The sequence below is a fragment of the Bremerella sp. P1 genome (assembly GCF_028748185.1).
GTDB lineage: Bacteria > Planctomycetota > Planctomycetia > Pirellulales > Pirellulaceae > Bremerella.
In genome coordinates this window covers 4,853,307-4,879,175 of record NZ_CP118164.1, presented here as the reverse complement: position 1 = coordinate 4,879,175, position 25,869 = coordinate 4,853,307, and the positions used below count along the sequence as shown (strand labels likewise).

Genomic DNA, 25,869 nt, shown 5'->3' with positions numbered 1-25,869 from the left:
AACGGTTAAGGGAAACTGGTTCGCCAAAAGTGCTTGGCAATGAAGACACTGGCCAGAGATCAGCGTCACACAGAAAGAAACATTGTTTTGGGGAAGAGTCCCCGTGCAAGGTTTAGTTATACCAGCCTGAGGCCACCGGAAGATAGTGCGCGCTGGTTTTGTCGGAAGGACCCGTTCATCACGGCCACCCAACTGAATGTCGGCGATTTCGTGGGAAGACTCCCGAGCGTCTCTGTTTTGAAGTAGAGTGGGGGCTTCTTCTCTTTTCTCTTCGTAGGTGGATCGATGTTGCCAGCGCGATACTGGGTCTATGTCTGGGCAGGAGCATTCATCGCGATCAACTGGCTGTCGGTCACGATCACTCCTCCCAAAGAAACGATCCTCTTGGGATATTTCCTGGGCTCGTTATCGGCAAGTGCGACGCTTGCCGCGGCTTGGAGTGCTTTGGGGCCAGGCCCGGTCATCTGGCGTTTGCCTCTTTCCATCGCATGGGTTTGTATGCTGTTGGTCGCCGTGGGAATCAATATTTCCATCAACTCAGGCCCCAGCAACGGAGTCTTTGTTGTGGGCACTTGGCTGTTTGTTCAATGGCTATTGCTGCAACTGCCACTTTGGACGCTAAACGCGGGGTTAGGATTCCATCTGCGATATCGCGAAGATGCCAATGCCGAATCCGATGCGGCTTCCGTTCGTTTCGGGCTGCGAGACCTGCTGATCACGATGGCGATCGTGGGGGTGCTGCTGGGAATCATCCGAGCGCTGGTTTCCGGCGTTCAGATGGCATCAGGATCGGAACTTCCCATTTTCATCTTCCTGGGGGTCGCCGGAATGATCATGACCTTCCCCTTGGTGGTTGCCCCGTTGATGCAGCGCATGGCTCTCCCCGGTGTGGCGTTGGCAATTCTCTTTATGTGCGCCGCGACCTACGGAGAGTTGATTTCCTTTGAGCAAATCGCGGGACCAGGCCCAAGCATCGAAGACTTTATTGCGATCAACGCCACGTCGGCCATTGTGATCTTGTTGGTCGCCGGCGTGGTACGCCTGAGCGGCTACTCGCTACGCAAGAAGTCGCAGCCAATGAACCTGTAGCCAGGATCGCTGGGTCGCGACCCAGGCTGCGTTATGAACCTGACGACATTTCAAGCCCCTTCGCCCAGGCATCAATCGCCTTCTCTAGCCGGGCAACAACATCAGGGTGCTTCTCTGCCACGTCGTGCTCTTCGTGGGGGTCGGTTTTGATATGGTAGAGGTGAACCGGGGCCGTATCCCACACATGCAGAGCTTTGTACTGCGTTGTGTCTTTGCCATCTTTACGGACGATCAGCTTCCACTCGTCTTCGACGCACCACAAGTACTGCAAGGTTTCATCCGTGTTTCCTGGGCTTATGTTGTGTGTGGAATTGGTAACGCCGAAGACTCGCTTGCGATCGCTGCGAGCTTCCTTGTCCAACAGGTTGATTCCTGGCAGGCTGGCCGGAGTGCTGATGCCGGCGGCAGACGCGACGGTCGGAAAGAAATCGATGGCGTGAGCGAAGTCTTCGCTGCGCGAAGGCTTGATGTGGCCAGGCCACGAGACCATGATCGGCGTTCGGATTCCATTCTCGTAGGGCGAACTTTTGGAACGCTGAGCGTAGCCTTTCCATAGTTTCTGATTCGGGTCATCCGCTCTCGTGCTGGGGGCGGCCCAACCGTTATCGCAGATATAGAAGACCATCGTGTTTTCGGTAAGATCTTTCTGCTCCAGATAATCAAGCAGTTGACCGCACGTTTCGTCGAACCACTCGCACATCGCGTAATAGCGAGCCACATCGGCGGCCCGGCCCTCTTGGGTGTACTTGTCCAGCAGGCGTTTGGGCGGATTGTGGGGCGTATGCGGCAAGAAGGGTGCATACCACAGAAAGAACGGCTTGTCCTCTTGGACGGCCAGATCGATGAAGTCCGTCACCGGCTGCATCCCTTTGCGGCCGATCGCCAGACCAGCGTCGCCGTGACGTCCACCCCGGGCCGGATCGCCGTGTGTCATTCCATGCGTAAAGCCGCCGTCCTGCCAAGATCCTTCCCACCACTTGCCTGACTGATGCGTCAGATAACCGCTGGCCGTCAACTGCTTAACAATGCTGGGGTGCTTATGGAAAGCCTCTCGCAGCGGTTTATCGAGCGCGGCTCGATTGTTGTGACCATCGACATCGTTTCCCGTAATGCCATGTTGTGCCGGATATAGCCCGGTGATCAGCGTCGCAAGGGATGGCCGGCAAAGGGCCGTCGCCACGTAGCCTCGTTCAAAGACGACACTCTGCTGGGCAAGTTTATCCAGATGGGGCGTCTGAATATCGGGATGCCCCATGAACCCATAGTCGGTCCACGCCTGATCATCACTGAGAAGCAACACGATATTGGGCCGCTTGTCTTCGGCATAGAGACTACAGGCCGTCAGTAAAACAATTAGCAACGCAGAGAGGGTTTTCATGAACTTCTGAGGGGGATGAGGTGCGGGGGAGTGATTTTCAGAGGCGACGTGCCAGGGGCAACGTACGCTATATTATTGTAGCACGACCGAATTGACGATGCTTTAGTTTCTCGATCACGCAAGTTCACCCCACGCCCTCCGCGCCGCAAGGCTGAGATCTTGACGCCAGAACCCGACAACCCGTTTCAATCGCCGGCGGCTAGTTCGCATGCCCTTGATGTCGAGCCGCCGCAACCGGTGGAGGAACTTGTCGTAGCAACCCTCAAGGCAGCGATCCGGTGGTCTTTGATATGCGGAATCAGCGCCATTCCAAGCTGGGTGATCGCGGCAAGCGCAACGATGGCTGCCATAAGTGGCATGACAACGGGTGTAATCATTTTCGCGATAGGCTATACATTTTTGGATGTGTGGACACGAAAACATCCGCTACGACAGAAGCCTGAAGTCAAAACGACTCTGAGGATCACTTACGGGACGAGGATTGCGATTTCGCTTCTGTTCCCCGTTGGATTCTTTGTCGACCTATGGTGCGGCATCATCGCACTGACGTTGACCAGTCTTTTCTTCAAAACGGGCGACTTCGATGTTTCCAAAATGGAATTCACTTCCACGCTCATGACAACGCTCATTCAAGGTTGCCTGCTCAACATCGTCCTGGCGGGTTTCGGTCTCGTTGTGTACGCCATTTGCAAAGCGTACTTGGCAAGCAGGTCGTACAGTCGAACCTAGAATGCATTCCGTGCATTCCCAAACCTTAGATCACGCAAGCTCAACCCAACCCTTCGGCCCCGCGAAGCTGAATGAGTCCTTCCGCCCAATCGCGAAACAGTTCTCGCCGGGCTTGCGGCTGGTCGAACAGGCGGATGTCGTTGATCGATTTGCGGAAGTCTTGCCGCACGAGCCCCAGTAGCTGGGCATGTTGCGGTGCGGGATCGGGGCCGTCGGTTTCTTCTGCATCGATCCGCACGCGGGCCTTGACCTCGAAGCGATAGATTTGCAGCCAGCCGGGACGCTGGATGGCGACGAGTCGTACGTTGGTGATCTGCGCAAGCGCCCCGTAGTAGCCTGACTGGTCGAGGTGATGGCGAATGGAGTTTTCCATCTCCTTGTCACCAACCCAGTCATTCCACCACTGGGCGATCGAATTGAGCCAGGCTCGCATAGTTTGCCTTTGCCAAGAGTTGTCGCGTTTACCACTACTATCTATCAGACCGCGATTGCTCGGCGATGGCAACGCGAAACGCGCAGCCGATGGAATTGACCACGTCCTTCCGTCAGACGTATCATGAGGCATCATTCGCCCCCACCTGCGTCGCCACTTGAAGGTCAATTCGTAATGGCCACAATTCTCTTTGTCACGCTGCTCGTTCTGGGCCTGGTTCTTGCCATCTGTTGGCCTACGAAGCCCCGACCATCGATTGAGAAATGGCCGCCGATTTCTGAAGACGAGTTCATCCGCCGGTGTTCGCCGGGGGTCGATCGCGAGCGAGCACTGAAGGTTCGGCGAATCATTTCCGAGCAGCTGGGCGTCGACTATGATCGGGTCTATCCCGAACAACGTTTTGTGGAAGACTTGGGGGCGTGATTGCCCTGTTCTGTTTCGGACTGATTCATCAATTGGCACTTGCCGAGCAAGAAGGAGCTACGCTTGTTGGACCACTCGTTGGGGGAAGCAGACTATTACGATCCACGCGACTACGCGGGCATTCTCCGTCGGCTGATGGTTTACCTGATCGACTCGGTCGTGCTCGTCGTGTTGGGCGTGCTGATGTGGATCCCCTTCATGTTCTTGATCATCGCAGGCGTCATTCGCACCGACCCCAGCTCCGTGTTCTGGACCGGTTACCTGGCGATCGTTTGGTTTTACCTGGCCCCGATCAAACGCTCTCGCTTCGGGACGCTGGGATACCGTCTGATGGGAATTAACATTGTCTCCGCCAGTGGCGGTCCGCCATCACTCTGGGTGATGACCATGCGGATGCTGATCTGGGTGTTAACCCCCTTCAACTTGTTAGTAGACCTATGTTGGATCGGGGCAGATTCCGAGCGGCAAATCTTACGGGACTGTTACCTAGGGACTTATCTGATCAAACGGAATGCTAAGGCCGTGGGACGAGGGCCGGTCAGTCTCACACGTTATTTTGCGATGAGTTTTGCGTTTGCCTACCCGCGGGTTCATCGACCGAAAGACGCTGACCAGTTATAGTAAGCAAGTCCCCACCCCAGACACGTGAACATGCAATCTGGCGTACTTGTCCCACCGAGCGCGTCCATTCCAATCAGGCCCTGTCAGTATAAATTGGCAAGTATTTGATTACATCGATCGCGTTGTTACAATGCGATCCTCATCTGTACTGATACAAGTCTTTTCTTATTAGTTCGGAATATATGATGCAGCGAAAGATCGAGTGGCTCGCCCTCTTGTCCTTGTTGTTGTTTGTGCAGTCCTCGCAGGCCCAGGAAGACGCCGTGAACGTCTTTCGGCAAGTTGGTCCCAGCGTCGTCCGGTTGCATAACGAAGCGTCGACCGGCACCGGCGTTATCTTGACCAAGGGGGGAACGATTCTGACCAATGCTCACGTGGTCAGTAACCCGCTTCCGTTCGAATGCACCGCCGAGGTCATGAAGGATGGCACGCGGCAGACGGTCGTGTTTAAGAACGTGAAGGTCACGAAGGTTCATAAGGACCTTGACCTGGCACTGGTGCAGATCGACCCGGCCGAACACAACGCGCAGTTGGGTCCATGTCGCTTGTCGAAAGAGAAGGCGATCACCGGCCAGCGTCTTTACGCGATCGGCAACCCGGCCACGGGAAGCGAGATCACGCTGAACAAAACCATCACCGAAGGCCTGCTTAGTGGTGTCGATCGAGATATCGAGGGGGCCAAGTATTACCAGATCAGTGCGGCGATTAACCCCGGCAACTCAGGCGGACCGCTGAGTGATCGGACAGGCAATGTTGTCGGGATCGTGACGCTCAAGCTGACCGATGTCGACAACGTGGGCTTCGCGATTCCGCTTTACGATATCACGATGGCCGACTTCGAGCCATATTCGCGAAAGACGATCGATGCGGCGAAAGCACTTGCCTTGCTGAAACGCGCCGAGCGACTGATTGAAGAAGTGCGTATTCAATCGAACAAGGAGAACCGCGGCGAGGCCGAGCAGTCTCTGGAGATGGCCCTGCTGCGTGCGATCCTGTTCCAGAATTGCCAAGAGGCCGCGTACTTGGACCCCAACAACGAAGAGGTGTTTAACCAGTTGGGCCTGATCTGCTTTCTCGCCCAGTCGTTTCCGGCCTGCCAAGCCTACATGCAGGAGTCGATTCGCCTCGACCCTTACGGCAAGGCAACCCCCTACGAATTGCTGTACAAGTCTCTCATCAAGCAAGGACGCGAAGACAAGAGCATGGTCGTCCGCATGGAGGCGATGGTGAAGTTCGCCCATGATCCTCTTTTCTGGAACGAGACAGGGGTCATGCTGGTCGCCAAGGGATTCATCAAGGAAGGGGTCTACTGTTTCATTCAAGGGGGTGTCGTCGCCAAGGTGAAGGGAGACCGAGTCTGGGAGCCGAAACTGCGACAGAATATGATCAAATACGCAGGCGTGTTGAGCCAGGAAGAGCGTGATTCGTTGATCGTGCCGGACGCCAAGGTCTTGGAAAACGTCAACCGAATTAAGAAGATCATGAAGGATGCCTACGACGCCAAGCAAGGGGCGACGACCGCTGCGTTTGCCCAGTTCATCGAAGAAGAGACCGGCGAGAAAATGGAATTCTCGACCAAGCGAATTCGCCTGTTCGCCCTCTTGCCGCCGGCCGAGGAAGAACTGGCCGAAGCGCGACTGGCCCAGCTAAGGGGCAGCTTCGATACGGCAATTCAACTCGCCGATAAAGCTACCGAGACGTCGAGTGATAAAAAGATCCGCCGAGGTGCCCTGTTGGTCAAAGCAGGCGCGCTCCAAGACCAAGGATTTTCCCTAGCCAAGGAGCCTGGGAAAGACGCCGAGTCGAATCAAAGTTTCTACGAATGTGCCAAGGCCTATCGCGAGTTCCGCGATCAGTACGGACCACTCAACGACCTCGAGCGGAACAAGGTATCGCTGGCCATCTACAACGAGGCCTGTACCTACGGTCTGGAGAAGAACTCGAACAAGGCCCTGGCCTCACTGCGAGAAGCCTTCCAGAACGGCTATCGCAACGTAAACGCGACCTTGAACGACGAAGACTTCGGCGACCTGCGATACACGCCTGAATTCAAGGCGCTCGTCAAGGAGTTCAGCCGGTAAGCTTGACGGGGCTGGGGTTCGCCCCAGCCTACGCTGCGGCTTCTAATGCGGCACGAATCGCTTCAAACACGATGGATGCCGCCTCCAGTACGTCATCATCCGGCGAAGTGCGAAACGAGTTGATGGCGCACGACACCGAGATGGTGGCAAGCGTTGCCTGAGATGCCGAGGAATACGGATCGCCCGTCAGTGACGAAACACAGAACTCACTTGACTCGACGGCCCACATGCCGGGATGTTTAAACCAAACCTCTTCGTATTCTTCGTGAAACCAGTAAAGCTGCTTGGTATGGTCGACGGTCTCGAAGGCGTTGTTCTTGTGCTCTTCCGTCGGCTGCTGTAGCCAACACTCGACAGCTGCCAACTGGCTGGTCGGTGGCTGCCCGTCCAGGATCGCTTCGAGCGACTCTTCTGGCGACGCGGCAAGCATGTTCTCCCAATGCACAAGAGCGGTTCGGGCGGCAGCATGAGTTGCGATGACCAGGTGACGGTGGCTACTGGCATGCAGACGCTCCATCCACGGATGAAGATTCACCAGCATCGGCCCCGGCCCGGCCCAAGAGTCATCAGGCACAGCGGTTTCTGCCAGCCATTTCAGTTCGGGAATGAGAGGAATGTCGTCGTCCATGAGTGTCTCGCATCGCGTGTTCGCACGGTTCCTAGGTTTAGCTCTGAAGCAGCTTATACATTACCAGCGCATCGACATACCCCTGCGATGGATGCTTGAACGCCTTGGGCAGTGTCCCCACGACGTCGAACCCCAGCTTCTTCCATAGCCGGATGGCGGTCTGGTTGGTGCTGACGACGAAGTTGAATTGCATCGCGCGAAAGCCGAGGCGTTTGGCTTCTGCCTGGGAGTGCAGGCACATCGTGGCCGCGATGCCTTTCCCCTGGGCACTGCTGGCGGTAACGTAGCCGCAGTTGGCCACATGAATTCCACCGCCGGCCTGATTGCGTTTGAGATAGTAGGTGCCGACGATTTCATCTTCCAGCACAGCCACGTAGATCGCCGCAGGCTGCTCGATCCACGCCTGGTGCATCTCCTGGGATGTCATGTTCGGATCAAGCGCGTAGGTCTCGCCAGCGCGGATAACGGGCTCGATAATCGCTTGAATCTGAGGCCAATCGATTTCCTCGAACTGGCGGATCTGAATCTCCGGGTTCGCCGCGATGCCGGATGAATCTTGTGCCTGCTGCTTTCGCTTTTCGATCACCTCTTGAGGAAGAGGGCGGCCGTAGAGGTCATGCTCGGTAGACGCACTACCTTCATGCGATCCTTTCGAATTACCACCGTTGATGATGCCTGGGAAATCGTAGTCGGCATAGCTTCCGTCTGGTCTACGAAGATTATTTAAGCTGATGGTGTTGGCTCGGACCATCAGCTTAAAATAGGCAACGGCGACAACGATCCCCAATAAAAAAATCAGGACACCCATATTGATATATTCTGGTGCCAGCAATTATCAGTCGCCGACATCAAAGTCTCCACCATCAAACCAGCCACCGTCGTTATCGTCACTGCCACCCCAATCACCGCCGAAGAGGAAAGGAAATTCCCAACCACTCGAGGTATCCTCACGCGACCGTCGCTTTCGGCGACTCCGGCTGGCATTAAACGTGGCGATCACCGCGGCGATCCCGACGATGACAATAAATACGAACAAAAAGATTCCGATGCCCATCAGTAGGTCCCTTACGGAAATGTGCGCCTATTGCTCGACTCGCCAGGGTATTCGCTAGGGCAAGAAACAAATTGGGGACGCGACAGGAAAATACTCCAAATCGCGTCCCCAGTCAAAACTTACGTCAATTGGCCAGGCTTAGCTGACCGTGGCGGATTCGACCGTGCTGGCCCCGGCGGTCGACCGTGTAAACGTGTACTCGGTGCCGTCGTAGCCAACCGTGATCCGGTCGCCATCCTTGAAGTCGCCTTTCAACAGTAGCGTAGCCAACTGGTTTTGCAGACGGTTCTGGATGACTCGCTTCAGAGGACGTGCCCCGTACAGCGGGTCGAAACCTTCTTCCGCCAGCGCGTCCTTGGCCGCATCGTCGACCACCAATTCCATTCCCTGTTCGGCCAGCTGATGGGCCAAGCCTTGGGTTTGGAAATCGACGATCGTACGAATCTGTTCCTTCACGAGCGGCTTGAAGACAATGATGTCATCAATCCGGTTCAGGAACTCGGGCAGGAACTTCGTTCGCAGGTTGGCCTGGGCGGCATCGCGAATCTCTTCGTCGCTTCCACCTTCCTGGGCAATCTGCTGAATCGACTGGCTACCGATGTTGCTCGTCATCACCACAATCGTGTTGGTGAAGTCGACCGTGTGACCGTGGTTGTCGGTCAAGCGGCCATCATCCAGCACTTGCAATAAGATGTTGAACACATCGTGATGGGCCTTCTCGATTTCGTCGAGCAGGATCACGCTGTAAGGACGCCGCCGCACGGCTTCGGTCAGCTTGCCTCCTTCTTCGTAGCCGACGTATCCGGGAGGTGCCCCGATTAGTCGACTCACGGCGTGACGTTCCATGTACTCGCTCATGTCGATACGGACCATCGCGTGCTCGTCATCGAACAGAGCTTCGGCCAATGCCTTGCACAGTTCGGTCTTACCGACGCCCGTTGGGCCCAGGAAGATGAACGAACCGACCGGACGATTGGCAGACTGCAAACCGCTACGGCTGCGACGCACCGCGTTGGCCACGGCCACCACGGCCTCGTCCTGACCGACGACGCGCTGATGCAGACGTTCTTCGAGCACCAACAGCTTGGCTCGTTCCGTTTCCAACATCTTGGCAATCGGAACGCCCGTCCATTGGCTGACCACTTCGGCAATTTCGTCCTCGGTGACCTGCTCGCGAAGCAAACGTCGCTCGCTCTTGGCTTCGTCCTTCTCGGCCTCGTGCTCGCTTTCGGCTTCCATCCGCTGAACGAGTGCATCGTGTTTCTTCTGCAGCTCGAACAGTTGTTGGTAATCCCTTTCAGAAACCGGTTGCCCGGCCGATTGGGTTTCCTGAATGGATGCGTGAAGCCGCGAGTACTCGAGATCGGTCGCGGCCAGTTCTTCGCGAATCTGAGCGACGTCACCCATACCGAGCTTCTCGGCTTCCCACTGCTCTCGCAGGCTGGCCAACTGCCGTTTGGCCTCTTCCATTTCGTCTTGAATCTCTTCGCGACGCTGGATGGCACCTTCTTCGGTTTCTTCGGCAAGCTGACGATCGGCCAGCTGCAACTGCGTCAAACGACGCTGCACCTGATCGATCTCGGCCGGCACGCTTTCCAATTCGATGGCCAGTCGGCTCGAAGCTTCGTCCACCAGGTCGATCGCCTTGTCAGGCAGGAATCGATCGGTGATGTAGCGATCGGAAAGCTTAGCCGCAGCAACCAGTGCCGAGTCCTTGATCTTCACGCCATGATGCGCTTCGTAACGTGGCTTCAGACCACGCAGAATCGCGATGGTGTCTTCGATCGAAGGCTCGCCGACATACACCGGCTGAAAACGACGTTCGAGGGCCGCGTCCTTTTCGATGTACTGACGATACTCGTCAAGCGTGGTTGCACCGATACATCGCAGCTCACCGCGAGCCAGGGCCGGCTTCAAGAGGTTCGCTGCATCGGCACCCCCTTCCGCTTTACCAGCTCCGACGACGGTGTGCAGTTCGTCGATGAACAGCACGACACTTCCCTGCGAGTCCTGAACTTCCTTCAGCACTGCTTTCAGGCGTTCCTCGAACTCGCCGCGGAACTTCGCACCGGCCACGAGCGCACCCATATCAAGCGCGATGACACGCTTGTTCTTGAGGCTCTGCGGCACGTCCCCCTGCACAATGCGGAGCGCCAGCCCTTCGGCGATGGCCGTCTTACCGACGCCTGGCTCTCCGATCAGCACGGGGTTGTTCTTGGTACGACGCGAGAGAACCTGAACCGTGCGGCGGATCTCTTCGTCGCGGCCGATGACCGGATCGAGCTTCCCTTTCTCAGCTCGCTCGACCAGGTCGATGCCGTACTTTTGCAGTGCCTGGAAGGTATCTTCCGGGTTCTCGGAGGTGACCCGCGAGCTCCCACGGACTTCCCGCAGCGCCGCCAGGATGTCTTTCTCGGTGACCGCGTTGACCTGTAACAGGTCCTTCGCTTTCGAGGCAACCTGCGTAAGGGCCAGCATCAGATGCTCGGTCGAGACAAACTCGTCCTTCATCGTGTCGGCTTGTTTTTGGGCTGCCTGAAAAACCTGATCAAGTTCGCTCGACAGACGCAGCTGCCCATCGCCACCGGTTACCGTCGACAGCCGTCCGATCTCGGACTTGACCATCGACTCTAACTGCCCACGATTCGCGCCCATCTTCTCCAGAAGCGGGCGAACGATACCGCCGTCCTCTTTCAAGAGCGCAGCGAGCAAGTGGAGTGGCGACAGGGCCGTGTTACGAGCCTCGGTAGCCATCTGCTGAGCCAGCTGAACGGCTTCCTGAGCTTTTATGGTGAACTTATCGAATCGTGGTGTCATGATGGTTTCCTTTTATGTTGAATCGGGTGTGTTTTTGGATTAGCACTCCGAGTTGATTGTTAAGTTAGTTGTTGTGTAATTCTTTACGTTTGCAACGGCCCAATGGCTCACCGAAAACGCTGAATATCGCCTCTGAAAAGTAAATAACTTTGCGTTTGAAATAGGCTCATGAATCCAACTTTCTGAAGCGGCATTCCCAACATGAATTCCCTTCCTCACGCTTGCCCGTCGGGGGCTAGGACTTTCGACCCGACAGGTTCGATCAGTCCATAAAAAGGGCCGGGTACCTTGCGGCCCCAGCCCTTGATTATCACAAACTGAAGTTCGCGATGCCCGGGCTTTTTCCAAGCATCGCTGGATCAGGAAGGGTTAGTCCTTCTTGACCTCGAACTCGGCATCGATCGCGTCGTCGTCGCCTCCGTCCTTGGCTTCACCGCTGGGGGCTTCCCCACCTTCGGCAGCTTCCGGATTGTTGGCAGCGGCGGCTTCGTACAGGATCTTGCTGACCGCGTGCGAAGCAGCTTCCAGTTCGCTGATGGCGGACTTGATCGCCTCGACGTCTTCTCCCTTGGCGGCTTCGCGAACCTTGTTGATCGCAGCTTCCAGGGGAGCTTTGTCGTTGTCGGAGATCTTGTCGCCGGCATCCTTGATCAGCTTCTCGAGTTGGAAGCAGTTCGATTCGGCTTCGTTGCGGGCTTCGGCCAGTTCACGCTTCCGCTTATCTTCGGCGGCGTGTTCTTCGGCGTCCTTCTGCATCCGATCGATTTCTTCCTTCGAGAGACCCGAGCTCTGCTTGATCTCGACCTTCATTTCCTTGCCGGTTCCCAGGTCCTTAGCACCCACGTTGAGGATACCGTTCTGGTCGATGTCAAACTTGACTTCGATCTGTGGCATACCACGCGGAGCAGGAGCGATACCGTCCAGGTTGAACTCGTCGAGCAAGCGGTTGTCGGCAGCCATCGGGCGTTCACCCTGGAACACGCGAACAGTCACCGCAGCCTGATTGTCTTCGGCCGTGCTGAAGGTCTGCTTCTTCTCGGTCGGAATCGTCGTGTTGCGTTCAACCAACTTGGTGAACACACCACCGAGCGTTTCGATACCGAGCGAGAGCGGAGTGACGTCCAACAGCAGCACGTCCTTACGGCCACCTTCGGCCAACACGCTACCTTGGATCGCAGCACCAGCCGCGACGACTTCGTCAGGATTCACACCCTTGTGTGGTTCCTTGGCGAAGATCTTCTTGACCATCTCCTGAACCTTCGGGATACGGGTCGAACCACCGACCAGCACGACTTCGTCGATATCGCTGGGCGAAAGGTTGGCATCCTTCAGGGCCTTTTCGACTGGAATGCGACAACGCTCGATGAGGTCGTCGGTCATCTGCTCGAACTGGCTGCGGCTGATGGTCAGCTGCAAGTGCTTCGGACCGGACGCATCCGCCGTGATGAACGGCAGGTTAATGTCGGTCGAGGCCTGGCCACTGAGTTCCTTCTTCGCCTTTTCACAGGCTTCTTGCAGACGCTGCAGGGCCATCTGATCCTTACGCAGGTCGATACCGTTGTCCTTCTCGAACTGTTCGGCCACGTAGTTGATCAGCTTCTCGTCGAAGTCGTCACCACCGAGGTGCGTATCACCGTTGGTGCTGATCACCTCAAACACGGTTCGACCGCCGTCATCGCCATCTTCTGGTGGCGAGACTTCCAGGATCGAGATGTCGAACGTACCACCACCAAGGTCGAACACGGCGATCTTCTCGGCCTTGTTCTTACCCAAGCCGTAAGCCAAAGCGGCTGCGGTTGGTTCGTTGATGATACGAGCAACTTCGAGCCCGGCGATCTGGCCGGCGTCTTTGGTTGCCTGACGCTGAGCGTCGTTAAAGTAAGCAGGCACCGTAATCACGGCCTTACTGACTTTGTGCCCCAGGTAGCTTTCGGCGGCGGCTTTCAGCTTTTGCAGAACCTTGGCCGAGACTTCCGGTGGGGTGAATTCGTTGTCGCCGATCTGAACCTTGACGTATTCGTCTGCGCTGCCGACGACCTTGTAAGGAACCATCTTCTCTTCCGAGCCGACTTCGCTGTGACGACGACCCATGAATCGTTTGATGGAGTAAACGGTTTTGGTAGGATTGGTCACCGCCTGACGACGAGCTGGTTCGCCAACAAGGACTTCTCCCTTGTCGGTGTAGCCAACGACGCTCGGCGTGAGCCGACTTCCTTCGGCGTTCGGAATCACCTTGGCTTCCGAACCTTCCATGACCGCGACCACCGAGTTGGTGGTACCGAGGTCGATCCCAATAATCACTTCGCCTTGTGCCATAGTGGTCACCTCTTTCTTTCGTAAATTTCGCGCCGGGAAGGCGTGAGACGTTTTATGTTGTGAGCCTGAGCGTGAACCCAGACCAAGCTGTTTGTGTTTCTCTCATGCCGGGACTGACCGTGGCTTGAGATTGACCAACGTAAATGCAAGAGGTATGCCAAAACTGTCCAAAAGGGCTCTCGATTTTCCGCAACCAATTGCAATACAATGACTTACATCAACGCTATTTTTTACCCTCTCCGAGCGACGCCGATTTGAACCCGGATTCTCTGCCAAAATGGCAGCGAATTGCCACAAAGTCTCGTGTGAGCTAGATTTATGGCGGAAAAAGATGAGTTATGATGCATTATCCGCTTCTCATGCACCCAGCTCGCAACCGGGAAGCGGCGACTGACAAACGACATACCCACCCTTGGTGATTCCCCAGCATCAGGCCTTCAGCGGCCAGATGCCAAGATTCTCATATTCCAGGCACAGCCCGATGGCCAAGACACCTCGCAAGACCTCTTCAACCGACCTGCAAAAGACGATCGCCAAGATGGATCAGCAGCTTTTGACGCTGCTGGCCAAACGAGTCGACACCTGCCAGAAGATGGTCCAGTCCGAGCCCGGTAAGACGATCGAACAGCAGCTGAGCAGCGAAGAGACCGAACTTCAGCAGCTGCTCAAGGCGAACAAGACCAACCTGTCGAGCGAGGCCGTCTCGCCCGTGCTGCAGGAAGTTTTAAGCCTTTGCCGGAGTGCTTCGCGGCGGCTTCGTATTGCCTACCTGGGGCCACAATACAGCTATTCGCACCAGGCAGCGGTGGAAAAGTTCGGGGCCAATGCCGATTACAGCCCGGTCGCCACGATCGCGACCGTATTCGAGGAGATTCAGCGCAACCAGGCCGATTTCGGGCTGGTTCCGGTCGAGAACTCCAACGATGGCCGCGTGACCGACACGCTCGAGATGTTTGCCAAACACCCCACCAAGATCTGCGGCGAGGTGAAGCTTCACATCCATCACCAACTGCTGGCCAAATGCAACCGAGAGGAGATCAAAGAGGTCTTCAGCAAGCCCCAGGCTCTTTCGCAGTGTCGTAATTGGCTGGCCAAGCACTTGCCAGCTGCCCGACCGATTGAAATGACCAGCACGGCGGCTGCCGCTCAGCTGGCTGCCCAGAAAGAAGGTGCCGCCGCGATCGCAAGTCGTGCCGCTGGCATCAATTACAACTTGGAAACGATCGCCTCGAACATCGAGGACAACCCGAACAACATCACCCGTTTCGCGGTAATCTCACACGAGATGGGTCCCAAGACGGGCAACGACAAGACCGCCCTGCTCTTCCAGACCGAGCACAAGCCTGGGGCCCTGGCCGACGCGATGAACATCTTCAAGAAGAACCGCCTGAATCTGACCTGGATCGAGTCGTTCCCGGTGGCAAACGCCCCTGAGGAGTACCTCTTTTTCGTCGAAATGGAGGGGCACTGCAGCGAGCTGAAACTCCGCCGGACGGTGAGCGCCCTCGAAAAGAAAACCCTGCGACTGGAAGTGCTGGGCTCGTACCAGAAGACCGAACCGGTCAACTAAGCCCACCACGCGGCGGGAAAAGAACTCAATCCCTCGGCGATTTTGCCTGTTTTCCGGTGGATCGAGCCCCTGCAAACCGTGCTTTGGGGATCGCGATTTTCTCCGCTAACTGGGGCGTAGGTGACCTCGACGACCATGCAAGCACTCTGCTATATTGTTGGGTTTCATTGTGAACCGACAACACGACTTAGAGCGTTCTGAGTCATTGCTATTTCATCGGCCAAGGCGGTCCGAAGGGAGAACGACGGGTGAGACGTCCTTTCATTGCAGGTAACTGGAAAATGAACACCACCAAGGCCGACGGGGTCGCTTTGGTGAAAGGCGTTGCTGAAGGCAACACGGCTGGCGACGCAGTTGAAGTTGCCGTTTGTGCTCCTAGCGTTTATCTCGATGCCGTCGCCACTGCCGCAGGCGGCAAAGTGGGTGTCGGTGCTCAGAACTGCTACCACGAAGCCTCCGGGGCTTTCACCGGTGAAATCTCGGCTGCCATGGCCAAGGACATCGGTTGCCAATACGTGATCCTCGGCCACAGCGAACGCCGTCACATTTTCGGCGAATCGAATGCCGACGTCTGCAAGAAGGTGCATGCTGTTCTGGCTGCTGGCCTGACGCCGATCGTCTGCGTTGGTGAACTGCTGGAAGAACGTGAATCGGGCAAGACCGCCGACGTGGTCGCCGAGCAAATGTACGGTAGCCTGGCTGGCGTTACCGCCGAGCAAATGGATTCGGTCGTCATCGCTTACGAACCTGTTTGGGCCATTGGTACCGGCAAGGTCGCTACGCCTGAGCAAGCCGAAGAAGTTCACGCCGGCATTCGTGCCCTGATGACCGCCAAGTACGGCGAAGCCGTCAGCGAGTCGGTTCGCATTCAGTACGGCGGAAGCGTGAAGCCGGACAACGCCGCTGAACTGCTTTCGCAACCGAACATTGACGGTGCCCTGGTCGGTGGTGCCTCGCTCAAAGCAGACAGCTTCCTCGGCATCATCGCCGGAGCGCAAGCTTAGTCGTTACCCCATTCCCCCGTCGGGATCTGCTACTCGTGGCCGATCCCACTTTTGAAACCAGACACGGACGTTTTCATAAGTAACCAGTCATGACCAGTCCCATCCTTTTCGGGTTCCTGCAGTACATTTTTGGCCCGCTGCTTTTGTTGACATCGGTCTTCCTGATCCTGGTCGTGCTCGTGCAGCGCGGTCGTGGTGGCGGTTTGACTGGCGCCTTGGGTGGTGCTGGTGGCCAGAGTGCCTTTGGTGCGAAAGCTGGCGACACGTTCACCAAGATTACGGTCGTCATGGCGGTCTTCTGGATCTTGCTGTGCATCTTCGCCACGATGGGCCTGCAAGATCAGGGAGCCAGCAAGCTGACCGGTTCCGGCGGTAGTGCTGCCCCGGCTGCAACCGGCCTGCCAGGCGACACGACTCCTGGTGCTGGCGGTCCCGCACTGACGCTTCCATCGGACGAAGAAGAAGGTTCGGCCCCTGCTGCTGGCGGAGCCGCTGAGGTCACGTCGGATGCCGACCTGGAGCCACCGGCGAATGGTGGTGCCGCAGCTCCTGCCGAAGGAGATGCCTCGTCAACCGAAGAGAAGCCTGCCGAGTAATTGACGCGGCATTCGCCTGATCATCTTCAGAAACTTCCCTAGGTCAGAGCCCAGGGAAGTTTTGTTCGTTACCTTCCTGACCAATTCACGTTAGCATCGCGGATTCGCGAAGAGAGAAACCATGCTGCTGAGCATGACCGGATATGGCGATGCCCACCTGCACGCGGAAGGCGTTTCCGTTTCGGTCGAAGTGCGTTCGGTGAACAATCGCTACTTCAAGCTGGCCGTGCGTGGCAACGAATTGTTCAGTGGGTTGGAATCACAGATCGAAGGGGTCACGCGGAAGTTTATCAACCGTGGCACCATCACGATCAACTTGCGAATCAAGCAGGACGTGACCGCCGACAAGTACCGCATCGATACGGCTGTGCTGGAAAGCTACATGCAGCAGATCCGGCAACTCGGCGAGAAGGTGGGGCTATCAGAAACACCCCATATCGATTCGGTACTGCAACTGCCAGGCGTGGTGCAAGAGAACACCGACACCGACGACGAGCAGTTCAACGCCTGGCCGGTAATTGAAAAGACACTGAAAGCGGCCCTCGAGAAGTTCGACACCATGCGTCGTGCCGAGGGAGAGAACACCACCAAAGATCTTCGCGAGAACCTGGCGACGATCGCCTCGCACCTGGAAACGATCGAAGCCAAGTCACCGCTGGTGGTCGACGGCTACCGTGATCGTATGACCGAGCGTGTGAACAAAGTCCTCGAGGAGTTCGACGTGACGGTCGACCCGGCGACACTCCTTCGCGAAGTGGCGATCTTCACCGATCGCGTGAACATTTCCGAAGAGATCGTCCGGCTCAAAAGCCACCTGGGTCAGTTTGAAAAGTTCCTCACGCAGGAAGAGTCCGCGGGGCGAAAGCTCGACTTCCTGACGCAGGAAATTTTTCGCGAGACCAACACGATCGGCTCGAAGGCGAACGACGCCGAGATCGCCCGAGGCGTGGTCGAAATGAAGACCGCTATCGAGAAGATCCGCGAGCAAATCCAAAACATCGAGTGATATGACAGCAAGCACACCAGGCAACTTGGTCATCTTGTCCGGGCCTTCAGGCGTTGGCAAATCGACCGTGGTGCGCAAGCTGTTGGCATTGGGTGAACCACCCATTGAACTGAGTATTTCCGCAACGACTCGCGAGCCGAGAGCCGGGGAGCAGAATGGTATCGACTACCATTTCCTTCCCAAAGAAGACTTTCAGCGGCGGATCGAGGGCGACGAATTCCTGGAGTATGTCGAGGTCTTCCGCAAAGGGCACCTATACGGAACCCTGCGTAGCGAAGTCGAAGCTCGATTAAACCAAGGCATTTCGGTCCTGTTGGAAATCGACGTCGAGGGTGCCGCCAAGGTTGCCGAGAAGTACCCAGCGGCAGTCACCATTTTCCTTAGTCCCGAGTCGGCCGAAGAATTAGAACGCCGCCTCCGCGACCGAGGCACCGAAACAGAAGAAGCCATCCAGCGGCGGCTGGAAACGGCCAAGAAAGAGATGGAAGCGTCCAAGTGGTATCGCCACCACGTGGTGAACAAACTTGGCGCTGCGGACCAAACCGCCGCACAACTTGCAGACATTATCCGTCAGGAAAAGGAGGAGCGATGCTCGAAGAACTGAAAGAAGAATTCATCATCAAGAAGGTTGGTGGTCGCTTTAAGCTGTCGACCCTGATCCAGAAGCGTCTGGTGGCCCTGAACGCCGGGAGCCGTCCGCTGGTCGAAATCAACTCCGACAACAAGATGGAAATCGTCCTCGAAGAGATCAAGCAGGACAAGATCTTCCTCGACACGACGAACGAACTTCGCACCGCTGCTGACGGCGATGTGATGATCAAGTCGTTCGATGCCATGATGAGTGACGAACTGTGAGCCAACGAAAGGTCATCATCGGCGTCACCGGCGGGATTGCCGCCTACAAGACGGCCGCTTTGGTCAGCCAGTTGGTCAAAGCGGATGTCGACGTCACCGTGGTGATGACCCACGCTTCCTATCACTTTGTCGGCGCGGCGACACTCACCGCGCTGTCGGGGAAGCGAGTGCACACAGAACTCTTTGACGATGCCATGCCGCTAGGCGCGCACATTGAACTTGCGCGCCGGGCAGATCTATTGTGCATTGTGCCTGCTTCGGCTGACTTCATGGCCAAAGCCGCCGGAGGGCTGGCCGACGACCTGCTCAGCACGCTCTACCTCGCGTTCACAGGCGACGTCATGATGTGCCCGGCAATGAACAAAGAGATGTGGGCTCATCCGGCCGTTCAGCGGAACGCAAAGCAACTGATCGAAGACGGCGTGCAGATGATTGGCCCCGATAGCGGCTGGCAAAGCTGCCGCGTCGAAGGGACCGGACGCATGACCGAGCCGGAAGAGATCTTCCAGGCGATTGAGAAGCATCTATCCGCCAGCTAGGGCGTCCCTCTGAGACGCGCTACAAATGGCAGCCTATCCATTCACCTGCGTAGACCTACGTTTGCGCAGAAAAAAAGCGGAGCAATAAGACTCCGCTTTTTTCGAGTTCGCTAGTAAGACCGAGCCAATTAGGCTTCCAGGCCCCAGCGTTGGATCAGTTCTTCAGCGGCTGGCGTCAGCTTGCGGAGCTTATGAGCCATCTTGCGCTTTTCGTCATTGGATGGATTCTGAGCAATCTTGGCCTTGAACTTAGCGTAAACCTTCTTGCGATGACGTCGACGCTTCAACTCCTGATGGCGCTCGTTAATTACCGGCACGCGACAGTTCCTTTAGTGAGATATCTTTAGGTAAATGGGAAACGACACTCTAGGCGTCGAATTTGATTGATCTGGAAACCCCACAATGTAAGGAACAAGGCCTTTTTAGTCAATCGGCCCAGCCGTTTTCGCTGCCCGATTAGCCAATTAAGTACCGAAATGCTCCCTTACTGGCCAATTACGGCTCAAGGAATTGACCTGCGCCGCTGCGTCGTAGAGACTAGACCATTCGGCAAACCGTAATCCCGCCGAGCCGACTCACCTTGAGATTCACAACAGTTCCCCCCAGGAGATAGACAATGCGTTGTTTTGCCTGTTTGATGCTTTCCCTCGTTCTGGCCGTGCCGGCCTTTGCGGAGGATACCGCGACCAAAGAGCCGATCGAAGCCTTGAAACCAGTCCCGCGTGGCGATTGGTGGGTTAAGCGTCACGAAGAAAAGCTCAAAGCGATCGAAGACGCGGAGAAGATCGACGTCGTCTTCATTGGCGATTCCATCACTCACGGCTGGGAAGGTTCCGGCAAGAAGATCTGGGACGATAACTTCAGCGCGTGGAGCCCTCTGAACCTGGGCTACGGCGGCGACCGCACCGAGCACGTTCTGTGGCGTTTCGAGCACGGCGAACTGGATGGCTATAAGCCGAAGGTTGCTGTCATCATGATCGGTACCAACAACACCGGTCACCGCAAAGAGAAGTCGGAAGACACGGCTGCCGGCGTCAATGCAATCGTTGAGAAGCTGCACGAGAAGCACCCGGAAACGAAGGTCCTGCTGCTGGCCATCTTCCCACGTGGCGCCAAGACCGAAGATCAGCTCCGCAAGCTGAACGACGGCGCGAACGCCATCATCGAGAAGTCGATGCAGGACAAGGACTACGTTACGTTCCTGAACATCAACGACGTCTTCCTGACCGAAGACGGCACGCTACCCAAGGAAATCATGCCTGACCTGCTGCACCCAAAAGAGAAGGGTTACCAGCTGTGGGCCGATGCCGTTGCCCCGAAGATCAAAGAACTTCTCGGCGAATAGTTGCCTGACATCACTCGTGACATCAGAAAAGACCAGGATTACCCAGGTAGTCCTGGTCTTTTTTCGTGGAGCTTGCCAGATTCCTTTTGACGCCGTCGCTCGAAAGGGGCATGATGAAGCTCCCACCTGACACCTTCTTTCTGGAGATCCTGCCGATGCGCTTCGCTGTTGCCGCTGCCGTTTGTCTCTTGATCACGCCGCTTGTTTCCGCCGACGAAGCATCTTTCGGCGACAAGCAGATCCGACAATATTTCCAAGCGGAAACCACACGCGTCACCAATGCTCCACTGCAAGAAATTGACTCGCTGGAAGCCTGGGAAGCCAAGAAGGATGAGTACCGAGAGAAGCTGAAAGAAATGCTCGGGCTCGAGCCTTGGCCCGAAAAGACCGACCTGAAAGCGACCACCACCGGCACGATCGAACGCGACGGAATCATTGTCGAGAAGATCCACTTCCAATCGCGCCCAGGACTGTACGTCACCGGTAACCTGTACCGCCCTGCTAAGGTCGAAGGGAAGCTGCCGGCGGTGCTTTACGTTTGCGGCCACGGTCGCGTGAAGAAGGATGGCATCAGCTACGGCAATAAGGCCCACTATCAACATCACGGGGCCTGGTTTGCCCGACATGGCTTTGTGTGCCTGACGATTGATTCGTTGGAGCTCGGTGAGATCGAAGGGAAGCACAAAGGTCTCTACAACGACGCTCACCAATGGTGGACCAACCGAGGCTACACACCGGCCGGCGTCGAAGCCTGGAACTGCGTCCGGTCGATCGATCTGCTGCAATCACGTGATGACGTTGATCCCGAGAAAATCGGCGTCACCGGGCGTAGTGGCGGTGGAGCCTACAGCTGGTACATCGCGGCGATCGATGACCGCATTAAGGTCGCCGTCCCCGTCGCCGGTATCACCGACCTGGAAGATCACGTCGTCAACGGTGTGGTCGCAGGGCACTGCGACTGCATGTACTGGGTCAACACGTACGGCTTTGATTACACGCTCTTGCCGGCGCTAATTGCCCCCCGCCCATTGATGATCGCCAACACCGACTACGACCCGATCTTCCCACTGGAAGGGGTCGAGCGGACGCACCTGGCAGCGCGCAAGATCTACCAGCTTTACGGTAAAGCTCCAAACCTGGCCCTAACGATTCTGCCTGGCGGTCATGCCGACACGCAGCCGCTTCGCATTCCGGCGTTCTATTGGCTGCGAAAACATCTCCAAGGAGATACGCCAGCAATCACGGATGTTGCGGTTCCCAAATTCGAGGTCGAAGAGCTGAAGGTCTTCGACACGCTGCCTGAGGATGAAATCAACACAAAGATCGAAGAGACGTTTGTCGCTGCTGCTGAGCCCGCCAAGGTACCCGAGTCGCCTGGCGAGTGGAACGAAATGTTCGGCGAGTGGAAGAAACTTCTGGCAACCAAGTCCTTCGCTGGTTGGCCGCAAGAGTCTCAAGCCGCCGAGATTTCGACGCAAAAGGAGTTGCAGAAAGATGGCTGGACCGTCATTCAGCACGAGCTTTCCACCGAGCCGGACGTGACACTTCCACTCTTGGAATTTGTATCCCCCAAACCCGGCAAGGCTTTATCCGGGCGACTGATCGTTGCCGACGATGCCAAGTGGCAGGAGTTCATGAACTATCTGGAAGGAGACGGCAAGTCTCCGCTAGAGGATCCTGGTCCCGGCCAGCACTTCTATGTTCTCGCCCCGCGCGGCATCGGCCCAACCCAATGGACGCAGGAAACGAAGCCGGAGATTCAAACGCGTCGTCGCTATTTATTGCTGGGACAATCGATCGATGCGATGCGAGTCTGGGACATTCGCCGTGCAGCCCAGGCAATCGTTGAGTCTACAACGCTCGACAACGTCACCGTCAAAGCAGAAGGAAACCTCGCAGCACTGGCGATCTATGCGGCAATCTTCGAGCCCGCCATCGGTAACCTGCATTTAAGGAATCCCCCCCTCGATCATCGGGAAGGCCCCTATTTCATGAACGTCCGACGATTCATGAACTTGCCGGAAGCGATGGCGATGGCATTCAATACTCCTGATGTGCCTCGGTCGGTCAGTCTTGTCTCAGAGACTCCGGAACTCTTGGAGTATGCCAACAAGGTCAAGCTAATGATCGTTTCGTCGGCGGCAAAGCAGTAAGGCTTAAGCGACTGCTTCAGGCAACTAAACGTATCCCTGCTCGCCGTCTTCCATGTACTGCACTTTGTACAAGTCCTTGCGGCGGTCGTTCCAGTTCTGGACCGAACCTTCTAACCGGTGCCGCCGAAGCAGTTCCAGGTCGACGTCGTGAATCACGATCGTTTCGACGTTCGGGTTGCACTCGGCGGCGATACCATCACGGGCAAACTCGGCGTCGCATGGGGTAAAGACGCCTGACTGGGCGTAGTGGATATCGGCGTTCTCGACAAACGGCAGGTTACCGGTACAGCCTGAGATTGCCACGTAAACCTGGTTCTCGACGCAGCGTGCCTGGGCACACGTCTTCACGCGGAGGTAGCCGTGACGCGTGTCGGTGTTGTACGGCACGAAGATCATCTCGGCCCCTTTGTTGGCTGCGATTCGCGTCAGCTCGGGGAACTCGATGTCGTAACAGATTTGAATAGCGACCTTGCCGCAGTCGGTGTCGAAGACTTCGACCTTATGCCCAGGCTCGATCCCCCACCACTTCCGCTCGCTGGGGGTGATATGAATCTTGTACTGCTTACCAATCGAGCCATCGCGACCAAACAGGTAGGCAATGTTGTACAGCGTGTCGTTCTCCAACACGAAGTGACTACCGCCGATCACGTTCACGTTGAACTTGATCGCCCGCTCCGAGAAGTACTCGAGGTAGTCGGTCGTGAACTCCGCCAGTCGACGGGCTGCCAGCCCTGGCCGGGTCGGTTCCACGCACGACAAGAGCTGCGTGGTGAACAACTCCGGAAACATGATGAAGTCTGACTTGTAGTCGGAGGCGACGTCGAGGAAGAAGTCGCACTGCTGGGCAAACTCATCGAAACTGCGAATCGCTCGCATTTCATACTGAACGACCGTGATGCGAATCGGTTCGACCAGGTGATGGAAGCGTCGCTTGGCCCCTGGTCGGTAGTCGAGGTTCAGCCACTCCAAGTAGGTGGCGTACCCGCACGAAGCCTTGTCGTTGGGCAGGTAATTGGGAATCAGCCCTTGCAGGGCGAAGCCATTGGCCGTCTGGGCGGTCAGCACGGGGTCGAACTCGGCCTTGGCGACCACCCGTTCGACATATTCGCGGGCGGTCATCTTATCGGCCACCTTGTGATAGCCGGGAATACGCCCGCCGATGATCATCCGGGCCAGGTTCATCTCGCGGCACATTTCCTTCCGGGCATCGTACATGCGGCGGGAAAGCTTGAGGCCGCGGAACTCGGGATGAACCATCATCTCGATCCCGTACAGCGTGTCCCCCTTAGGGTTGTGATTACGGATATAGCCGTTGTCGGAGACAGCCTTGAAGTTGTGCCAGGCCATGTTGGGCTCGTTTTGCACAATCAAGCAGCTGGAGGACGCCGCCAACTGACCGTCGATCTCGATAACGATTTGCCCCTGGGGGAAAATCTTCAGCTGGCTTTCGATGTGCTCTTTCGACCAGGGCGCCATGCCAGGGAAGCAGGCCCGCTGCATCTCGACCAGCGCATCGTAATCCTCGATGCGCATAGGACGAATCACCGTTTTCCACTCGTATTCCTTTAGATCGATCGGTTCCATCAAACGCACCTATCCCCTAGACTGCCATTACTGTGTGCTGACGCGCAGGGCATTATCTGCGCCGCGTGCCTTTTACACAATGATAAAAGATATCAGCCGTATCACGTTTCACATTTCCGCAGTTATCGAGGAGCCGTTTCGAGTATGGAGTCTGAGCCGCTAAAGTTTTTAGAGCGTATGTTGAACACTCCGAGCCCCTCTGGCTACGAAGCTCCGGTACAGGATATCGTGCGGGAATACTCCGCCGAATTCGCGGATAAGGTCGACACGGACTTCCACGGTAACGTCATTGCTTCGGTCAACTCAGGTGGGAACGTCCGCGTGATGATGGCGGGCCACTGCGATCAAATCGGTCTGCTGGTCACGCAAATCGACGAAATGGGATTCATCCGGTGCCAGACGATCGGCGGTTGGGATCCAGTTCAATTGGTCGGACAGAAGATGTCAATCTGGACCAAAGATGGGGATATCCCGGCGGTCATCTCCCGTAAGCCAATCCACTTGCTGACCGATGCCGAACGAAAAGCGGCCATTCAGCTCAAAGACCTGTGGCTCGACATCGGGGCCAAGGACCAGGCCGAAGCGAAGACATTGGTGCAAGTGGGCGACCCGGTCACTCTGCAACTGGGCATGCAAATGATGCAGAACGACCTGGCATTCGGCCCCAAAATGGACGATACCACCGGACTGTGGGTCGTGATCGAAGCGGCTCGACGCTACGGCAAGTTCAGCGATAAGCAGTGTGCGGCTTACGCGGTTTCCACTGTTCAGGAAGAAATCGGCCTGCGGGGTGCCAAAACAAGCGCTTATGGGATCGACCCGCACATTGGTATCGCCGTCGATGTGACCCACGCGACGGACTGCCCGACGATCGACCGGGGAGAACGTGGCGAAGTCTACCTGGGACGCGGCCCGGTCATCTATCGGGGACCGAATATGAATCCCAAGGTCGTTTCGCGGCTGATCGAAGTAGCCGAGGAAAACCAGATCCCCTATCAGATCGCGGCCCTGGGCAAAGCAGCCCCGAACGATTCCAACGCCATTCAAACCACCCGTGGCGGCGTCGCCGCTGGCCTGGTGGCCATTCCCAACCGTTACATGCACAGTGCCGTCGAAACGATCTCGCTGGAAGACATCGACCACGCTGCCACTTTGTTGGCCGAGTTTCTGCACAGTGTTCAGGACGACGACGACTTCCGCCCCGGCATGTAGTTGTAGTTGTTTCGGATGGAGGGCGCAACTTACTGATGTTGTTGGCTGTCATGACCTAGTTGCTCGAAGATTTATATTCCAAGAGATTCGAGCCTAGAGCGATTAGCCTGGCGTTGGCCCCCATCCGAAAACCCTATAGGCCAGAGAGTGGCAGAAACTATAAGCAAATTACTAAGCGTTGTTGTTGCACTTGGCTACTTGATTGCCATGGCGATTGCCAACGGTGGCGTTGGGATTGAGTTGCTCTACGCGACCGCCTTCCTGATGTTTCCGTTGTCATTAATTTGGTTTCCGGAGTTTTTTGGAAGCTTTACCGGCTATCTCGGACGTGGCGGCCATATGGACACGGAATCGCCGCCGTTTCTCGTCAGCATCTTAGGCTGGATGTTCTTACTAGCCCCTGCCATGCTCATCTACTTCTCCCAGGAATAAGATG

Annotated in this window: 25 protein-coding genes; 16 read left to right on the top strand and 9 right to left on the bottom strand. The window is 56.4% G+C overall.

What is annotated here, in order from left to right; translation table 11 throughout:
- Positions 1-285 precede the first annotated feature (285 nt).
- A complete protein-coding gene (locus PSR63_RS20540; RefSeq protein ID WP_274327547.1) occupies positions 286-1,089 on the top strand; it encodes a hypothetical protein in 804 nt (267 codons plus the stop codon).
- A 31-nt stretch (positions 1,090-1,120) separates the two neighbouring features.
- On the opposite strand, the gene PSR63_RS20535 is transcribed toward PSR63_RS20540, so the two are convergent.
- Positions 1,121-2,467, bottom strand: a complete 1,347-nt coding sequence (locus PSR63_RS20535) for a sulfatase family protein (RefSeq protein ID WP_274327546.1) — start codon at positions 2,465-2,467, stop codon at positions 1,121-1,123.
- 159 nt (positions 2,468-2,626) lie between these two features.
- Here PSR63_RS20535 and PSR63_RS20530 point away from each other — a divergent pair, with 159 nt between their 5' ends.
- On the top strand, positions 2,627-3,196 hold the full coding sequence (locus tag PSR63_RS20530; RefSeq protein WP_274327545.1) for a hypothetical protein: 570 nt from the start codon (positions 2,627-2,629) through the stop codon (positions 3,194-3,196).
- A gap of 40 nt (positions 3,197-3,236) precedes the next feature.
- Here PSR63_RS20530 and PSR63_RS20525 read toward each other — a convergent pair whose 3' ends face one another.
- Entirely contained in the window at positions 3,237-3,629 is a 393-nt protein-coding gene (locus PSR63_RS20525) for a hypothetical protein (RefSeq protein WP_274327544.1), read from the bottom strand.
- Positions 3,630-3,803: 174 nt separating this feature from the next.
- On the opposite strand from PSR63_RS20525, the gene PSR63_RS20520 reads away from it, so the two are divergent.
- The 3 genes from PSR63_RS20520 (at position 3,804) to PSR63_RS20510 (ending at position 6,754) form a co-directional block, all read left to right on the top strand.
- Positions 3,804-4,052: a hypothetical protein gene (locus PSR63_RS20520; RefSeq protein ID WP_274327543.1), complete on the top strand. Its 249-nt coding sequence runs from the start codon at positions 3,804-3,806 to the stop codon at positions 4,050-4,052.
- Between the two features lie 63 nt (positions 4,053-4,115).
- Positions 4,116-4,673, top strand: a complete 558-nt coding sequence (locus PSR63_RS20515) for an RDD family protein (protein WP_274327542.1) — start codon at positions 4,116-4,118, stop codon at positions 4,671-4,673.
- A gap of 182 nt (positions 4,674-4,855) precedes the next feature.
- On the top strand, positions 4,856-6,754 hold the full coding sequence (locus tag PSR63_RS20510; RefSeq protein ID WP_274327541.1) for a trypsin-like peptidase domain-containing protein: 1,899 nt from the start codon (positions 4,856-4,858) through the stop codon (positions 6,752-6,754).
- Positions 6,755-6,782: 28 nt separating this feature from the next.
- Here PSR63_RS20510 and PSR63_RS20505 read toward each other — a convergent pair whose 3' ends face one another.
- The 5 genes from PSR63_RS20505 to dnaK all read right to left on the bottom strand — a co-directional run bounded on the left by PSR63_RS20505 (position 6,783) and on the right by dnaK (position 13,569).
- Positions 6,783-7,382, bottom strand: coding sequence for a hypothetical protein (locus PSR63_RS20505; RefSeq protein ID WP_274327540.1), 600 nt, complete (start codon positions 7,380-7,382; stop codon positions 6,783-6,785).
- Positions 7,383-7,419: 37 nt separating this feature from the next.
- On the bottom strand, positions 7,420-8,190 hold the full coding sequence (locus PSR63_RS20500; RefSeq protein ID WP_274327539.1) for a GNAT family N-acetyltransferase: 771 nt from the start codon (positions 8,188-8,190) through the stop codon (positions 7,420-7,422).
- Positions 8,191-8,217: 27 nt separating this feature from the next.
- On the bottom strand, positions 8,218-8,436 hold the full coding sequence (locus tag PSR63_RS20495) for a hypothetical protein (RefSeq protein WP_274327538.1): 219 nt from the start codon (positions 8,434-8,436) through the stop codon (positions 8,218-8,220).
- A 138-nt stretch (positions 8,437-8,574) separates the two neighbouring features.
- Positions 8,575-11,253, bottom strand: a complete 2,679-nt coding sequence (gene clpB / locus PSR63_RS20490; RefSeq protein WP_274327537.1) for an ATP-dependent chaperone ClpB — start codon at positions 11,251-11,253, stop codon at positions 8,575-8,577.
- A gap of 369 nt (positions 11,254-11,622) precedes the next feature.
- Positions 11,623-13,569, bottom strand: a complete 1,947-nt coding sequence (gene dnaK / locus PSR63_RS20485) for a molecular chaperone DnaK (protein WP_274327536.1) — start codon at positions 13,567-13,569, stop codon at positions 11,623-11,625.
- A 481-nt stretch (positions 13,570-14,050) separates the two neighbouring features.
- On the opposite strand from dnaK, the gene pheA reads away from it, so the two are divergent.
- From pheA to PSR63_RS20450, 7 genes are all read left to right on the top strand, one after another.
- Positions 14,051-15,139 (top strand): prephenate dehydratase, encoded by a 1,089-nt coding sequence (gene pheA, locus PSR63_RS20480; RefSeq protein WP_274327535.1) that lies wholly within the window; start codon positions 14,051-14,053, stop codon positions 15,137-15,139.
- Positions 15,140-15,387: 248 nt separating this feature from the next.
- Entirely contained in the window at positions 15,388-16,143 is a 756-nt protein-coding gene (gene tpiA, locus PSR63_RS20475) for a triose-phosphate isomerase (protein ID WP_274327534.1), read from the top strand.
- Between the two features lie 89 nt (positions 16,144-16,232).
- Positions 16,233-16,739: a preprotein translocase subunit SecG gene (gene secG, locus PSR63_RS20470; protein WP_274327533.1), complete on the top strand. Its 507-nt coding sequence runs from the start codon at positions 16,233-16,235 to the stop codon at positions 16,737-16,739.
- A gap of 121 nt (positions 16,740-16,860) precedes the next feature.
- A complete protein-coding gene (locus PSR63_RS20465; RefSeq protein WP_274327532.1) occupies positions 16,861-17,745 on the top strand; it encodes a YicC/YloC family endoribonuclease in 885 nt (294 codons plus the stop codon).
- A 1-nt stretch (position 17,746) separates the two neighbouring features.
- Complete coding sequence (gene gmk / locus PSR63_RS20460) at positions 17,747-18,349, top strand: guanylate kinase (RefSeq protein WP_274327531.1); 603 nt, start codon at positions 17,747-17,749, stop codon at positions 18,347-18,349.
- A complete protein-coding gene (locus PSR63_RS20455; protein ID WP_274327530.1) occupies positions 18,334-18,600 on the top strand; it encodes a DNA-directed RNA polymerase subunit omega in 267 nt (88 codons plus the stop codon). The genes gmk and PSR63_RS20455 overlap by 16 nt, the downstream gene beginning before the upstream one ends.
- Positions 18,597-19,139, top strand: coding sequence for a flavoprotein (locus PSR63_RS20450; RefSeq protein ID WP_274327529.1), 543 nt, complete (start codon positions 18,597-18,599; stop codon positions 19,137-19,139). The genes PSR63_RS20455 and PSR63_RS20450 overlap by 4 nt, the downstream gene beginning before the upstream one ends.
- Before the next feature lie 128 nt (positions 19,140-19,267).
- Here PSR63_RS20450 and PSR63_RS20445 read toward each other — a convergent pair whose 3' ends face one another.
- Positions 19,268-19,456 (bottom strand): DUF6800 family protein, encoded by a 189-nt coding sequence (locus tag PSR63_RS20445; RefSeq protein WP_224437720.1) that lies wholly within the window; start codon positions 19,454-19,456, stop codon positions 19,268-19,270.
- Between the two features lie 299 nt (positions 19,457-19,755).
- Here PSR63_RS20445 and PSR63_RS20440 point away from each other — a divergent pair, with 299 nt between their 5' ends.
- Together PSR63_RS20440 and PSR63_RS20435 are read left to right on the top strand one after the other, a co-directional pair.
- Complete coding sequence (locus tag PSR63_RS20440) at positions 19,756-20,484, top strand: platelet-activating factor acetylhydrolase IB subunit (protein ID WP_274327528.1); 729 nt, start codon at positions 19,756-19,758, stop codon at positions 20,482-20,484.
- A gap of 110 nt (positions 20,485-20,594) precedes the next feature.
- Entirely contained in the window at positions 20,595-22,637 is a 2,043-nt protein-coding gene (locus PSR63_RS20435) for an alpha/beta hydrolase (protein ID WP_274327527.1), read from the top strand.
- A gap of 24 nt (positions 22,638-22,661) precedes the next feature.
- Here the strand turns inward: PSR63_RS20435 and PSR63_RS20430 are convergent, their stop codons facing one another.
- The gene (locus PSR63_RS20430; RefSeq protein ID WP_274327526.1) at positions 22,662-24,221 is read right to left on the bottom strand and encodes a bifunctional GNAT family N-acetyltransferase/carbon-nitrogen hydrolase family protein; all 1,560 of its coding nucleotides are present in this window, start codon (positions 24,219-24,221) and stop codon (positions 22,662-22,664) included.
- A gap of 177 nt (positions 24,222-24,398) precedes the next feature.
- Between PSR63_RS20430 and PSR63_RS20425 the strand changes: the two genes are divergently transcribed.
- Both PSR63_RS20425 and PSR63_RS20420 read left to right on the top strand, forming a co-directional pair.
- Positions 24,399-25,433, top strand: coding sequence for a M42 family metallopeptidase (locus tag PSR63_RS20425; protein ID WP_274327525.1), 1,035 nt, complete (start codon positions 24,399-24,401; stop codon positions 25,431-25,433).
- 147 nt (positions 25,434-25,580) lie between these two features.
- Positions 25,581-25,865: a hypothetical protein gene (locus tag PSR63_RS20420; RefSeq protein ID WP_274327524.1), complete on the top strand. Its 285-nt coding sequence runs from the start codon at positions 25,581-25,583 to the stop codon at positions 25,863-25,865.
- Positions 25,866-25,869 lie beyond the last annotated feature (4 nt).

What these genes read in the sequence shown, in the direction of transcription:
- gmk (WP_274327531.1), top strand. Translation starts at nt 17,747, where the DNA reads ATGACAGCAAGCACACCAGGCAACTTGGTCATCTTGTCCGGGCCTTCA.
- PSR63_RS20465 (WP_274327532.1), top strand. Translation starts at nt 16,861, where the DNA reads ATGCTGCTGAGCATGACCGGATATGGCGATGCCCACCTGCACGCGGAA.
- PSR63_RS20495 (WP_274327538.1), bottom strand. Translation starts at nt 8,436, where the DNA reads ATGGGCATCGGAATCTTTTTGTTCGTATTTATTGTCATCGTCGGGATC.
- PSR63_RS20425 (WP_274327525.1), top strand. Translation starts at nt 24,399, where the DNA reads ATGTTGAACACTCCGAGCCCCTCTGGCTACGAAGCTCCGGTACAGGAT.
- clpB (WP_274327537.1), bottom strand. Translation starts at nt 11,253, where the DNA reads ATGACACCACGATTCGATAAGTTCACCATAAAAGCTCAGGAAGCCGTT.
- secG (WP_274327533.1), top strand. Translation starts at nt 16,233, where the DNA reads ATGACCAGTCCCATCCTTTTCGGGTTCCTGCAGTACATTTTTGGCCCG.
- PSR63_RS20535 (WP_274327546.1), bottom strand. Translation starts at nt 2,467, where the DNA reads ATGAAAACCCTCTCTGCGTTGCTAATTGTTTTACTGACGGCCTGTAGT.
- pheA (WP_274327535.1), top strand. Translation starts at nt 14,051, where the DNA reads ATGGCCAAGACACCTCGCAAGACCTCTTCAACCGACCTGCAAAAGACG.
- PSR63_RS20440 (WP_274327528.1), top strand. Translation starts at nt 19,756, where the DNA reads ATGCGTTGTTTTGCCTGTTTGATGCTTTCCCTCGTTCTGGCCGTGCCG.
- dnaK (WP_274327536.1), bottom strand. Translation starts at nt 13,569, where the DNA reads ATGGCACAAGGCGAAGTGATTATTGGGATCGACCTCGGTACCACCAAC.
- PSR63_RS20505 (WP_274327540.1), bottom strand. Translation starts at nt 7,382, where the DNA reads ATGGACGACGACATTCCTCTCATTCCCGAACTGAAATGGCTGGCAGAA.
- PSR63_RS20510 (WP_274327541.1), top strand. Translation starts at nt 4,856, where the DNA reads ATGATGCAGCGAAAGATCGAGTGGCTCGCCCTCTTGTCCTTGTTGTTG.
- PSR63_RS20525 (WP_274327544.1), bottom strand. Translation starts at nt 3,629, where the DNA reads ATGCGAGCCTGGCTCAATTCGATCGCCCAGTGGTGGAATGACTGGGTT.
- PSR63_RS20455 (WP_274327530.1), top strand. Translation starts at nt 18,334, where the DNA reads ATGCTCGAAGAACTGAAAGAAGAATTCATCATCAAGAAGGTTGGTGGT.
- PSR63_RS20520 (WP_274327543.1), top strand. Translation starts at nt 3,804, where the DNA reads ATGGCCACAATTCTCTTTGTCACGCTGCTCGTTCTGGGCCTGGTTCTT.
- PSR63_RS20540 (WP_274327547.1), top strand. Translation starts at nt 286, where the DNA reads ATGTTGCCAGCGCGATACTGGGTCTATGTCTGGGCAGGAGCATTCATC.
- PSR63_RS20435 (WP_274327527.1), top strand. Translation starts at nt 20,595, where the DNA reads ATGATGAAGCTCCCACCTGACACCTTCTTTCTGGAGATCCTGCCGATG.
- PSR63_RS20430 (WP_274327526.1), bottom strand. Translation starts at nt 24,221, where the DNA reads ATGGAACCGATCGATCTAAAGGAATACGAGTGGAAAACGGTGATTCGT.
- PSR63_RS20500 (WP_274327539.1), bottom strand. Translation starts at nt 8,190, where the DNA reads ATGGGTGTCCTGATTTTTTTATTGGGGATCGTTGTCGCCGTTGCCTAT.